Annotated in this window: 13 protein-coding genes; 2 read left to right on the top strand and 11 right to left on the bottom strand. The window is 63.9% G+C overall.

Going from position 1 to position 12,651, the window contains the following annotated elements; translation table 11 throughout:
• Window positions 1-234: 234 nt before the first annotated feature.
• The 8 genes from fusA to ACLBKS_RS10420 form a co-directional block, all read right to left on the bottom strand.
• Complete coding sequence (gene fusA, locus ACLBKS_RS10455) at window positions 235-2,337, bottom strand: elongation factor G (protein WP_410192740.1); 2,103 nt, start codon at window positions 2,335-2,337, stop codon at window positions 235-237.
• A gap of 68 nt (window positions 2,338-2,405) precedes the next feature.
• On the bottom strand, window positions 2,406-2,876 hold the full coding sequence (gene rpsG, locus ACLBKS_RS10450) for a 30S ribosomal protein S7 (protein WP_410192739.1): 471 nt from the start codon (window positions 2,874-2,876) through the stop codon (window positions 2,406-2,408).
• A gap of 165 nt (window positions 2,877-3,041) precedes the next feature.
• The gene (rpsL, locus tag ACLBKS_RS10445; protein ID WP_006297701.1) at window positions 3,042-3,419 is read right to left on the bottom strand and encodes a 30S ribosomal protein S12; all 378 of its coding nucleotides are present in this window, start codon (window positions 3,417-3,419) and stop codon (window positions 3,042-3,044) included.
• A gap of 152 nt (window positions 3,420-3,571) precedes the next feature.
• The gene (locus ACLBKS_RS10440; protein ID WP_410192738.1) at window positions 3,572-4,954 is read right to left on the bottom strand and encodes a D-alanyl-D-alanine carboxypeptidase family protein; all 1,383 of its coding nucleotides are present in this window, start codon (window positions 4,952-4,954) and stop codon (window positions 3,572-3,574) included.
• Entirely contained in the window at window positions 4,951-5,610 is a 660-nt protein-coding gene (locus ACLBKS_RS10435; RefSeq protein WP_410192737.1) for an alpha/beta hydrolase, read from the bottom strand. Before ACLBKS_RS10435 ends, ACLBKS_RS10440 begins: the two co-directional genes overlap by 4 nt.
• 25 nt (window positions 5,611-5,635) lie before the next feature.
• Entirely contained in the window at window positions 5,636-5,977 is a 342-nt protein-coding gene (locus ACLBKS_RS10430) for a (2Fe-2S) ferredoxin domain-containing protein (protein WP_410192736.1), read from the bottom strand.
• Window positions 5,978-6,042: 65 nt separating this feature from the next.
• Window positions 6,043-7,224, bottom strand: coding sequence for a VanZ family protein (locus ACLBKS_RS10425; RefSeq protein WP_410192735.1), 1,182 nt, complete (start codon window positions 7,222-7,224; stop codon window positions 6,043-6,045).
• 26 nt (window positions 7,225-7,250) lie between these two features.
• Entirely contained in the window at window positions 7,251-7,679 is a 429-nt protein-coding gene (locus tag ACLBKS_RS10420) for a CopD family protein (protein ID WP_410192734.1), read from the bottom strand.
• 371 nt (window positions 7,680-8,050) lie between these two features.
• On the opposite strand from ACLBKS_RS10420, the gene hemB reads away from it, so the two are divergent.
• Both hemB and ACLBKS_RS10410 read left to right on the top strand, forming a co-directional pair.
• A complete protein-coding gene (gene hemB / locus ACLBKS_RS10415; protein ID WP_410192733.1) occupies window positions 8,051-9,052 on the top strand; it encodes a porphobilinogen synthase in 1,002 nt (333 codons plus the stop codon).
• A 16-nt stretch (window positions 9,053-9,068) separates the two neighbouring features.
• Window positions 9,069-10,184 (top strand): magnesium transporter CorA family protein, encoded by a 1,116-nt coding sequence (locus ACLBKS_RS10410; protein ID WP_410192732.1) that lies wholly within the window; start codon window positions 9,069-9,071, stop codon window positions 10,182-10,184.
• A 31-nt stretch (window positions 10,185-10,215) separates the two neighbouring features.
• On the opposite strand, the gene ACLBKS_RS10405 is transcribed toward ACLBKS_RS10410, so the two are convergent.
• Genes ACLBKS_RS10405 through ACLBKS_RS10395 form a run of 3 tightly spaced genes read right to left on the bottom strand, consistent with a single transcriptional unit; the run spans window position 10,216 to window position 12,589 of the window.
• Window positions 10,216-10,872 carry an LON peptidase substrate-binding domain-containing protein gene (locus tag ACLBKS_RS10405; protein ID WP_410192731.1) on the bottom strand — a complete coding sequence of 219 codons (657 nt, stop codon included), beginning with the start codon at window positions 10,870-10,872 and terminating at the stop codon, window positions 10,216-10,218.
• 24 nt (window positions 10,873-10,896) lie between these two features.
• The gene (locus ACLBKS_RS10400; protein ID WP_410192730.1) at window positions 10,897-11,880 is read right to left on the bottom strand and encodes an amidohydrolase family protein; all 984 of its coding nucleotides are present in this window, start codon (window positions 11,878-11,880) and stop codon (window positions 10,897-10,899) included.
• Window positions 11,881-11,899: 19 nt separating this feature from the next.
• Window positions 11,900-12,589, bottom strand: a complete 690-nt coding sequence (locus ACLBKS_RS10395; RefSeq protein WP_410192729.1) for a dienelactone hydrolase family protein — start codon at window positions 12,587-12,589, stop codon at window positions 11,900-11,902.
• Window positions 12,590-12,651: the final 62 nt, after the last annotated feature.

Here is a 12,651-nt window from a genome sequence, read left to right as displayed (position 1 = left end):
TTCTATTCTCCAAAGAGCAATGCCCGTGTGTTGCTTTAACGTCTGCACGGTGTTGCTGAATCCTTCGCCACGGGCAACGAAGGGCACACAGTCGCAGACAAAAACCTTTGCAAACCAACGCCTGAAGCGGGGCAGCCATGGAACCGGCTTTGCCGGGCCACTGGCTGCGTCCCCCTTGCCACCGCAGGTCGGCGTTCAAGGGGAAGGCGCGCAGCGCCTCAGGGGGGGTTCTTCTTATTTCGCGCGCGCGGCGATGATGGCTTCGGCCACGTTCTTCGGAGCTTCGCTGTAGTGCTTGAACTCCATGGTGTACGTGGCACGGCCTTGGGACATCGAACGCAGCGTGGTCGAGTAACCAAACATCTCGGACAGCGGAACCTCGGCTTTGATGGCCTTGCCACCGCCAGGCATGTCATCCATGCCCTGAACCATGCCGCGGCGGGACGACAGGTCACCCATCACGTTGCCGGCGTAGTCCTCAGGGGTCTCGACTTCCACGGCCATCATGGGCTCGAGGATGACCGGATTGGCCTTCTTGCAGCCTTCCTTGAAGCCGAAGATGGCGGCCATCTTGAACGCGTTTTCGTTCGAGTCCACGTCGTGGTAGGAACCGAAGGTCAGGGTGACCTTGACGTCCACCACGGGGAAGCCCGCCAGCACGCCAGTGTTGATGGCCTCCAAGGTGCCCTTCTCAACCGCGGGAATGAATTCGCGCGGCACCACGCCACCCTTGATGGCATCGACGAATTCGAAGCCTTTGCCAGCTTCGTTCGGCTCAACGGTGAACACCACGTGACCGTACTGACCCTTACCGCCGGACTGACGCACGAACTTGCCTTCGACGTCGGTGACCTTCTTGCGGATGGTTTCGCGGTAGGCCACTTGCGGCTTGCCCACGTTGGCCTCAACACCGAACTCGCGCTTCATGCGGTCCACGATGATTTCAAGGTGCAACTCGCCCATGCCCGAGATGATGGTCTGGCCAGACTCTTCGTCCGTGCGCACGCGGAAGGACGGATCTTCAGCAGCCAGACGACCCAGGGCGAGGCCCATCTTCTCTTGGTCGGCCTTGGTCTTGGGCTCCACGGCCTGCGAGATCACGGGCTCGGGGAACACCATGCGCTCCAGCGTCACGACGGCATCCGGATCACACAGGGTTTCACCCGTGGTCACTTCCTTCAGGCCCACGCAAGCAGCGATGTCGCCGGCGCGAATTTCTTCGATTTCCTGGCGGTTGTTGGCGTGCATCTGCACAATACGGCCAATACGCTCTTTCTTGCCCTTGACGGGGTTGAAAACGGTGTCGCCCTTGGTCAGCACGCCGGAATAGACGCGCACGAAAGTCAATTGGCCCACAAAGGGGTCGGTCATCAGCTTGAACGCGAGGGCAGAGAACTTCTCGCCATCGTCGGCCTGGCGGGTTGTTTCCTTCTCGTCTTCGTCCGTGCCAGCCACCGGGGGAATGTCCACGGGCGAGGGCAGGAAGTCGATCACGGCGTCCAGCATGCGCTGCACACCCTTGTTCTTGAAGGCGGTGCCGCACATCATGGGCTGGATTTCGGTCGAAATGGTGCGCGTGCGCAGACCGAACTTGATGTCCTGCTCAGAGAGGTCACCCTCTTCCAAGTACTTGTTCATCAGCTCTTCGCTGGCTTCGGCCGCGGCCTCCACCATGCCTTCACGCCACTTCTTGGCTTCTTCCACCAAGTTGGCCGGGATGTCCTTGTATTCGAACTTCATGCCTTGGGACGCTTCGTCCCAGATGATGGCCTTCATCTTGATGAGGTCCACCACGCCAGTGAAGTTGTCCTCGGCACCGATCGGGATCACGATGGGCACGGGGTTCGCCTTGAGGCGCACCTTCATTTGGTCCACGACCTTGAAGAAGTTGGCGCCGGTGCGGTCCATCTTGTTCACGAAGGCCAGACGCGGCACCTTGTACTTGTTGGCCTGACGCCAGACGGTTTCCGACTGGGGCTGCACGCCACCCACGGCGCAGTAGACCATGCAGGCACCGTCCAGCACGCGCATGGAACGCTCCACTTCGATGGTGAAGTCCACGTGACCAGGGGTGTCGATGATGTTGAAGCGGTGCTCGGGATAGGACATGTCCATGCCCTTCCAGAAGCAGGTCGTGGCGGCGGAGGTGATCGTGATGCCACGCTCTTGCTCCTGCTCCATCCAGTCCATGGTGGCGGCGCCGTCGTGCACTTCGCCGATCTTGTGGTTCACACCGGTGTAGAAAAGAATACGCTCGGTCGTCGTGGTCTTGCCGGCGTCGATGTGCGCCGAGATGCCGATGTTGCGATAGCGTTCGATGGGCGTTTTGCGTGCCATGATGATCTTTCGTTGAACGAGTCAGGCCCGCTCGTGGCGGGCCCGATCCGTCAGATTGGGAACGATGCTTAGAAACGGAAGTGGCTGAAGGCCTTGTTGGCCTCGGCCATGCGGTGCACTTCATCGCGACGCTTCATGGCGCCGCCACGGCCTTCCGTGGCCTCGATCAGCTCATTGGCCAAGCGCAGGGCCATGGACTTCTCGCCACGCTTGCGAGCGGCTTCCTTGATCCAGCGCATGGACAAGGCCAGGCGACGCACGGGGCGCACTTCCACGGGCACTTGGTAGTTCGCGCCACCGACACGGCGGGACTTGACTTCCACCATGGGCTTCACGTTGTTGATGGCGATATTGAACAGCTCCAGCGGGTCCTTGCCCGTCTTCTGCTCAATGGTGTCGAGGGCACCATAAATGATGCGCTCGGCAACCGCCTTTTTGCCGCCTTCCATGATCACGTTCATGAATTTGGACAGCTCGACATTGCCGAACTTCGGATCCGGCAGGATTTCACGTTTAGGGACTTCGCGACGACGCGGCATATTTCACCTCATGTTTGCTTCAGTTGGCACCCTTTCGGGCACCGCGAGAGCCATCAGACTCCCACTTACTCGACCCACCCGGATTCAGTTCGATCACAAGCTTGGGGTCACTACGCTTGGTTCGCCCGCGTGGAACGACTCAAGCACCGAAAAATCAAAAACCGATCAGGCCTTCTTCGGACGCTTCGCGCCGTACTTGGAACGGGCCTGCTTGCGATCCTTCACGCCCTGCAGATCCAAGGAACCGCGAACGATGTGGTAACGCACGCCGGGCAGATCCTTGACACGACCGCCACGCACGAGCACGACCGAGTGCTCCTGCAGGTTGTGGCCTTCGCCGCCGATGTAGGAAATGACCTCGAAGCCATTGGTCAGGCGCACCTTGGCGACCTTACGCAGAGCGGAGTTCGGCTTCTTGGGCGTCGTGGTGTACACGCGGGTGCACACGCCGCGACGCTGCGGGGAGTTTTGCATCGCGGGGCTCTTGGACTTGGTCGTTTCGACCTCACGCCCCTGACGCACGAGCTGGTTGATGGTTGGCATTGAAAAAACGTCCCTAAACGTTTGACGCACTTGAAGTGCGACCTGAAAAACGAAAACGTGAAACCCTTCGGAATTTCCGAAAAGCCCGCGAGTGTAGCAGGGAAGCCCAAGCGCGGGCAAGTCTGCCGCGCCAAAGGCGGCTCCTGGGAAGGCTACTGAAACCAAAGCCGCAAGGCATCCCAGGCCTGTCCGATCAGGCCAGCCTCGCCGATGTCATCCAGCGCAAGCAAGGGGATTTCGAAGAGCGTGCGCTCACCCTCGCGTATACGTAGCAAGCCAGTAGCCTGCCCCCGCCGCAAGGGCGCGATCAGCGGATCGGCCCGCACGACATCCATGCGCAACTGCACCCCCAGCCCCGCAGGCACGGTGACCACGATGGCTTGCGGACGCCCTAGCCGAACCTGGGCCGCGCGCCCTTTCCAGATCGCGGCGGTCAGCACCGCCTGGTCGGCCTCGAACAGCTTGACCGCCTCGAAGGCGGTGTAGCCCCAGTTCAGCAGCCGCTGGGCCTCGGCCGCGCGGGCCTGCTCGTTGGCGGCGCCCAGCACCACGGCCAGGAGTCGGCGCGGCCCCGGTCCACCCGCCGGACCCAGATGCGGGAATTCGCGCTGCGCCGTGGCCACCATGGAGTACCCCACGGCCTCGACGTGGCCGGTCTTCATGCCATCCACCGAGGGATCGCGAAACAACAGCAGGTTGCGGTTGCTGTCGTTCGCAGGCGGTGTGCCTCCATAACGGTACTTGCGAATGCCGTAGTAATGCGCGTGCTCGGGAAAATCACTCAGCAGCCGCTGCGCCAACACACCGAGATCGCGCGCCGTGCTGTGCTGACCATCGACCGGCAGGCCCGTGGGGTTGGCGAAATGCGTGGCGCCTAAGCCGAGGGCTCGCGCCTTCTCGTTCATGGCCTGGACAAAATTCTCCAAGCTGCCTGCGACCCCCTCGGCGAGCACCACGGCACCGTCATTGCCCGACTGCACCAGCAAACCCTTGATCAGGTCTTCCACCGGCACGCGCATGCCCGCCTCAAGGAACATCCGCGAACCCGGCTGACGGCGGGCTCGCTCGCTGACGACCAGCTGTTTTTCGAGGCTCAGACGACCATCGCGCAGCGCCTCGAACACCAAATAGGAGGTCATCAGCTTGGTAAGGGAAGCAGGCGGCAGGGTTTGGTCCGCATTGCTGGCGGCCAAGGACTGGCCACTGCTGAGGTCCAGCAACAGCCACGCGCGCGCCGCCAACTCTGGCGGCTTCGGCGCCAGGCTTTGCCAAGCTGGCTGCACGCCCAGGTGAGGGCTCCCGGCCCAGGCGACCGTCCCTTGGGGCGACAGCAGCACAACGGCGGGAGCTTCGCTTTCCGTCGCCAAGGCTCTGGGCGCGGACGTCGGGCTGGCGACGACAGAGGTTTCCATGGCTGCGGTCCGCAAGGCCGCAGTGGGCATGGCCTGCGCGGTGGCCAACGTGGGCATGACGGCACACACCGCCAGCAGTGCGGCAGCACGTGACAGGCCCGTCTCCACCCGCCAAAGCTTCATGTCAGACTGCCCGATTGCGTGGCACTCAGGTGGCGCGCCACCAGACTCTTCAACAGAGGCAACTGCCCGTGGAAAAAATGACCGCCGCCAGGCACCACGGTCACGGGCAACACTTGGGGGCGCGCCCAGTCCATCACGGCGGCCAAGGGCACGGTGTCATCGTGCTCACCATGCAAAACCAGGGCGCGCTCATGCAACTCCGGGGGCACGGCAGCCACTCGGAAGCGGCTGGCCGCCGTGCCGACGAACACCAATTTTTCCAGAGGTCGGACTGGGGCCAAGCTCGCCATGACGTGGCTCATCACGAACGCCCCGAAAGAAAAACCCGCCAGCGCCAACGGCCGCTGCTCGGAAGCCGGCGCGAACTGCTCGACGACGGCCAGAAAGTCTTCGGCTTCACCCCGACCTTCGTCATGCACGCCTTCACTGGCGCCCACGCCCCGGAAGTTGAAGCGCACCGTCTGCCAGCCACACTGTAGGAACGCCCGCGCCAAGGTCTGCACCACCTTGTTGTCCATCGTGCCGCCAAACAAGGGGTGGGGGTGCGCGATGACCGCCACGCCACGCAGCGCAAGCTCGGGCGCTGGCGAGTCGCGCAACACCTCAATCCGACCCGCAACGCCCTGCATGTGCAGGCGTTCGGTCTGAGCGTTCATGGCACCCTCCTCGCTGCGGGCACGTTCATCGCCCGACCTCGGGGGAGAGCAGCAGACGCTGGACCACCTGGCCTCGCTTCAGGTGCGACTCGACGATTTCATCGATGTCCTTGAGGTCCACGTAGGTGTACCAAGTCTCCTCGGGATAAACCACCGCCACCGGACCACCCGCGCAGCGGTCCAGGCAGCCCGCCTTGTTGACGCGCACCTTACCCTTGCCAGAGAGGCCCGCCTCGTGCACCTGTTTCTTGCAATGCGCGAAGGCGGCCTCGGCTTGGTGATCGCCACAACTGGCCTCGCCATTGGCGCGCTGGTTGAGACAGAAAAAGATGTGTTGCCGGAAATACGACGGGGGCTTGCTGCTCATGGCGGGAATTCTAAGAGCGCCCTGTAAACCACGGCCATGCGCCTGCGAGAGACCGCGCGGGCAACTCAAGCCGCGCCGGACTTCGGCTCCTGCCGTTCGCGCCGCTCACGCCACACTCGGGCCAGCACATAGCCCAGCACCGCATAGGGCCACAGCCGCCCCAGCCAGAGCGTGACGCCATGAAAACGGATGAAACGCCCTTGCTCCCAAACCTGCAAGTTGTGGGCGTAATAGGGACTTGTGGGCGCCTGGTTGATCAAGCTCAGAAACACCCCCAAGAGCACCAACAGCAGGGCCGCGGCCACGCGCACCGGCACGCGCAGCAAGAGCAAGGCAAGGACCGTGGCGACCACCAGACCGGTCTGCACAGGCGTGTTCAACCAGGTCCAGGCATGCGCAGGGCTGTAGCTCATGGCGGCGGACAACAGGTTGGCGCCCACGGCAGCGAACAACAAGACCACGACGAACACAGCTCGCCGCATGTAAGCACGGATCACGCAATAGCCCAGCAAGCAAGGGATCAACACCCCCAGCACCACGCAGGCCCACACCATCAGCGGAGCGAGCGGCGCCACCCCCAAGCCAGGGGACAGCAAGGAGGGGCCAACCATGGGCAAGGGCGGCAGCCAGCCCAGCCAAGGGGTTCCCTCCAGCAGGCTGCGCAGGCCAGATTCGGTCTGCTCGTAAACCTGTCCCAGGCCCAGGGGCACGGCGGTAGGCGCCAGCAAGGCGCAAGGCCACAAGGCCAGGAGCACCAGCGCGCCGCGTGCCTCGGAGACAAACCACCGCGAGCGAAAGCGCCCCCAGCGGTCAAGCGCTCCCAGGCGCTCCAACAACGCTGCGGCGAGCGCACCCAACCACGCCCCACCCGTGTTCAAGATCCAGTCGACGTTGGACGCGACACGCAGCGGCAGGTAGGCCTGCATCGCCTCCAGCAACAAAGACAGCAGACAGCCCGCAAGCGTCGCGCCACCGACTGCCCAACCGGCCCAACCGACCACACCGTCGCCGGATCGGGTCCGCAGCGCACCCAGGGCCAGGAGGAAGCCCAGAGGGGCGTAGCCCAGCACGTTGGCCCATAAGTCAAACGCGGTCCAGTACTGAGGCCAGGGCGCGAGCAAGAAGCCCAAGGGCAACGGCCCCTGATCGCGCCAGCCCTCGAAGGGATACAGGCTGGCGTAAACCACCAGCACGACATACATCCCCGCCAGAGGCCAGGCCGAAGTCTTGTGCGGGGCGCGGGACATGCTGCTCACGGGGATGGCCGCAGGCCTCAGAAGGGCTTGACCACCACCAACACCACGGCAGCCAGCAACAGCAGCACGGGGAGTTCGTTGAACCAGCGATACCACACATGGCTGCGCCGGTTCTCACCCCGGTGGAACTTGCGCAGAAGCACGCCGCAAGCGTGGTGGTACCCAAGCACCAGCAGCACCACCGTGAGCTTGGCATGCATCCAGCCATTGCCAGGGCCCTTGCCGATGCCGTACCCCAGCCACAGCCACAGGCCGAACACGAGGGCAGGCACGGCCAGCATCGTGGTGAAACGCAGCAGCTTGTCCGCCATCAGCAGCAGACGATCCCGCTCGGCCTGCGAATTCGCAGGCACTTGGGCTAGATTGACGAAGATGCGAGGCAGGTAGAACAGCCCGGCGAACCAGGCAGCAATGAAGACGATGTGGAGGGCTTTGATCCAGAGCATGATTGGTGTCCATTGAGTGCGCAAACCGCACTGCGGCTGCGCAACACGAGGCTAACTGTGCCATCGGCAAAGTGGCGCCGGAGCTAAAAAAAAACCCCGGCAAAAGCCGGGGTTGGAAGCCTTTTTTGCTGTCACACATCAAGGCCCCGCTCAGGGAGGAAAAGCGGGGAGGACGCAAGGTCCTCGGGCGTTAATCTAGCAAAAACGAGTACCCAATGCAACAACTGGCTACAGTTTTGTTGCAATTCCATGGCCCCGCCCAGCGCACGCTGAGAGACAAGCCAAGAGATCGTTGCGCGGCCTTCTTTGTGCGCTCACCGACACCCCGGTAGGGATTAGGGCACAATTTTTCCCTCTCTCCCGCATGAGTCATGACACCTTACGCACCCTACCCCTCAGGCCGCCCACGTCGCCTCCGGCGTGACAGCTTCACACGCAACTTGGTGCGCGAGCACGCACTCAGTCCCCACGACTTGATCTATCCGGTGTTCGTGCTCGACGGTCAAAACCGCCGTGAGTCCGTGGGCTCGATGCCCGGCGTGGAACGGCTGAGCCTGGATTTGCTGCTCCCCGTGGCCGAGGACTGCGTGCGGCTAGGCATCCCGGTGATGGCGCTGTTCCCGGTCATTGACGCCACACTCAAGGCATCCGATGGTCGCGAAGCCTACAACCCGGATGGCTTGGTGCCGCGCGTCGTGCGCGGCCTCAAGCAACGCTTCCCGGAACTCGGCGTCATGACGGATGTGGCGCTGGACCCTTACACCAGCCACGGCCAAGATGGCCTGCTGGACGAAACGGGCTACATCTTGAACGACGAGACCATCGAGGTGCTGGTCAAGCAGGCCCAGGCCCAGGCCGCCGCGGGCGTGGACATCGTGGCCCCGAGCGACATGATGGACGGCCGCATCGGTGCGATCCGCACGGCCCTCGAAGCCAGCGGCGCGATCCACACGCGCATCATGGCTTACAGCGCCAAGTACGCCAGCGCCTTCTATGGCCCCTTCCGCGATGCCGTCGGTTCGGCGGGCAACCTGGGCAAGGCGGACAAGAAGGTTTACCAGATGGACCCGGGCAACAGCGACGAAGCGCTGAAGGAGGTCGCCATGGACATCGCCGAAGGCGCGGACATGGTGATGGTCAAGCCCGGCATGCCCTACCTCGACGTGGTGCGCCGCGTGAAGGACGAATTCCGCGTGCCAACGTTTGCCTATCAAGTCAGCGGCGAATACGCGATGCTCAAGGCTGCTGCTCAGAACGGCTGGCTGGCACACGATGCCGTGATGATGGAGAGCCTGCTTGCCTTCAAGCGCGCGGGCGCGGACGGCGTTTTGACCTACTTCGCCCGCGAGGCGGCGCGTCTCTTGCGCACCTGAACCAGGAACCTCGACGATGCGCGTCTTCCATATCGGCCCTGGTGGCGTCACCGAGAGTAATCAACTCCCCACGGCACTGCCAAGTGCCGACCAAGGCGGATTCCTGTGGGTCGCGTGCGCGCGGCGCGAGTTCGAAGTCATGCAAGCCCAGGTGCAGGTCATGCTGCAGTCCCTGTGTGGCGCGCAATTGGTGGACCTGCACCTGAGCGACCTGCTCAACAAGCAGCTGCCCTCGCACTACGACTACACCTCGCAATACGACCTGCTGGTGTTTCGCCGCCTGGCCGCGGGCACGCGGGACACGGACATGGAGCACCCGGGCGAGCCCTTGCACGCGCCGGTGCGGCACAGCGGCCCGCCCGTGCTACGGCGCATCGATACCAGTCCGGTGGGTTTCGCCGTGTTTGATCGTCTGCTGCTGACCGTGCATCCGGCGGATTGCGCCGTGCGCGACAGTTACGCGGCGCGGCTCTACATGGCTGCCTCCGACACACGCGGCGGCAGCGCGCGCCTACCGACCAGTCCGCCCGACCTGATGCTGCGCATCGTCAACCAGATGGTGGACGGCTACCTCGATCTGCGGCGCGAACTCACTCGCCAGCTGGACCACTGGCAGGCCGAACTGCTCAACCCACGCACGCGCTTCAACAATTGGAGCGCGCTGCTCGACGCGCGGCTGTCGCTGCATCACCTGGATGAAATCTGCGAGGACCAGCGCGCGGCCATGCAGGACTGGATCGACGCCATCACCACCTGGGCCATGCCAACGGACGCGCTCGGGCGCCAGGAGCGTGAACTGCTGCTGGTGCGCAGCCGTGACGTGTTGGAACATATCGAGCGCGTGGTGCACCACGTGCGCCGGCTGGAGCAAAGCGCGGAGACCGCGGTTCAGATGCATTTCAACGTGCAAAGCAACCGCACCAACGACATCATGCGCACCTTGACTGCGCTGACCGCGATCTTCCTGCCGCTCAACTTGATCACCGGGTTCTTTGGCATGAACTTCGATTTCTTGCCGCTGATCCACAACACCCGCGGCATTTGGTGGGCGGCAGCGATCATGGGCGTGGCGGCGGTCGGGCTGGCCCTGCTGTTCTGGCGCAACCGCTACCTGGATCGCCAGGCACGCTGACCTGACCAGGCGCTCGGCAGCGGCTCAGGCGTCATTGAGGTCCGGCGCCGGTCTTGAGACGCTTGAGCAGATCGCCCACCAACTCAAGACGCACGAGCGGGCTCTCCACGGCGAGAAACTTCTGCTTGAGTTGGGGGCTCACCGGCAACACATCGCACCAACGGTAAGCGAGCCAGCCACTGTCGTCCCACTGCAGTGGCGGCTGGATGGGCAACATGGCGTCGTCGCGGCCGGACGCGTCGCCTTGCAGGCTGCGGTAGAGGCGCTGCAAATCGTCGCGCAGGGGCAAGAGCTCATCGGGCACAGGCGTTGGCGCCGGTTCGTCGAGCAGCAGACTGTCAGCCACCCACAGGCCGTGCTTGAGCTGCTCGCTGCGCTGCAACTGAAACCGCCGGCCGCCCCGGCAGCGAATCAGCATCAGGCCGGGCTGGGGTCGCTCAAAGACTTCAATGTGAGCCAGGGTGCCGATGTCGTGCAGCACCTCCACCGGGGGCTCCGTCTCGCCCAACGCAGGAGCACGCCTCACCTCGCTGCCTTGCCGCAGGCAGACCACGCCGAAGGGCACTTTTTCCTTGTGACAGCGCTGGACCAGATCCAGGTAACGCACCTCGAACACCCGCAACGACAGCACACCGCCGGGGTACAGCACCGACTGCAGCGGAAACAAGGGAATCTGGACGGTCGCCATGGTGGTGAGGCCTGGAGCGCGAGTTCAGGGCAAGTTCAGCTGGAACAGCGCGGCGCCGTTGCCCCAGGCAATGCGGCGCGCGACGTCTGGAGGGAGGTCGGCCAGCCAGCTGCGGTAGTCGCGCATCAGGTCGCCATAGCTCTCCCAGCGGTCGTTGATCCAGGTGTCGGAGCCGATCAGAAAACGATCCGGGAACTTCAGCAGCAGTTCCCGCCATTCGGGACAGAGCTGACTCGCCCGCGAAGGCGCCGACGTATCCGCAGCCGCGTCCGGCAAGGGCCCCGAACCGCCTGTCGGACGCGGAGCAAAGCCGCATACCAAGCCCGGCCGATAGGACAGCTCGCCCAGCAACCCTGGGTACTTCTCCAACAGGGCACGCACCCGTGTCGGCGAGGGCCCTCCGATGCCGGTGTGAGCCCAGATCAGACGAGCGCGCGGGGCATGGGCCATCAGCAGATCCAACGCCGTGTCATCCACATGGGCCAGCACGGCCAGACCGTGTTGCTGCGCGTAGCGCATGAGTTTCTTCGCGACCGGGCCGTTGGCGTTGGCGCTGTTGTAAAGATGGAATTCGCCAATGCCCCGGTAAGGCCCCGCGGCGGTGCCCCGGGCATGTTCCTCGCGCACCATGGCGTAAATGCTCTCATCCTCGTGCCAGGTGCCGTAGTCCATGCGGTTGCGATACAGGCGAATGAAAGGCACGACGTTGATGCGCTCGCCCGCTTGCGCCTCGGCGTGGGCGCGCGCCAGCATCTGGGTGCCTTCGTTGGGACGGCTGTTGGCGATGACCGCACGCACGCCGCTGGCACGCATGCGCGCCAGCACATCGTTCAAGGGATGCGGCCCCTCATAGGCTTCGACGTTGTAGTGCAGGTGGGCGTCAAAGAGGGGGCCAACATAGCCTCCCGCAGTGGCGCCCTCGGTGGCGCGCGAAACTGGAACGGCGGCCAACACCAGCGAGGCCCACAAAGCCAACGGCGACACGCGCTTCATCCAGAGGTGTGACATGGCCTGCCTCCGTTCCTTGTCAGCCGAGGTGCCGCGCCAGAAAATCGAGCGTGCGCTCGCGCGCCAGGCGAGCAGCCTCGGCGTGGTAAGCCGCGCGGTGATCGCAGTTGAAGCCGTGACGCGCCGGGTAGATGTGCACGATCACCTCGGGGTGGGCTTTCTGCAAGACCGCCACACCCTCCATGGGCACATGGGCGTCGTTGTCGCTCAAGTGCGCCATCACGGGCACCTGGGGCTTGGAGGCCACTTCCTGCGCTTGCGTCATGCCACCGCCGTAATACGGCACGGCGGCGCTCAGTCCTTTGAGTTTGCTCGCGGCGCGCCAGGCCAACAAGCCGCCCCAGCAGTACCCGACGATGCCGACCTTGCCGCCGCTTTCTCGGGCGGCAAAATCCACTGCGGCCTGCAAGTCCTGTAGCACGCCGGGCGCGGGCAAGGCTTCCACCGCGGCCTTGAGCGCCATGCCCTGCTTCATGTCTGCTTCCGTGTAACCCAGTTCGACACCGGTCTGCACACGGTGGAAGGTGGCGGGCGCGATGGCGAGATAACCCGCTGCCGCGTAGCCATCGGCGACCTCCCGGATGTGGCGGTTGACGCCAAAGATTTCCTGCACGACCACGACCGCGCGACGGGCCTGGGCCGACGGGCGGGCCAGGTAGGCCGGGATGGATAGGCCATCGGCGGCCTGAAGATCGATGAACTGTCCCAAGGGAGGACTCCTTGTATTTCCAGTAGAGGGTTTGATCACGACAATGGTATCTTGTCGCCCTC

The organism is Hylemonella sp. W303a (assembly GCF_046452315.1).
Taxonomy (GTDB): Bacteria; Pseudomonadota; Gammaproteobacteria; order Burkholderiales; family Burkholderiaceae_C; genus Hylemonella.
This window is presented reverse-complemented; position numbering and strand designations above follow the sequence as displayed.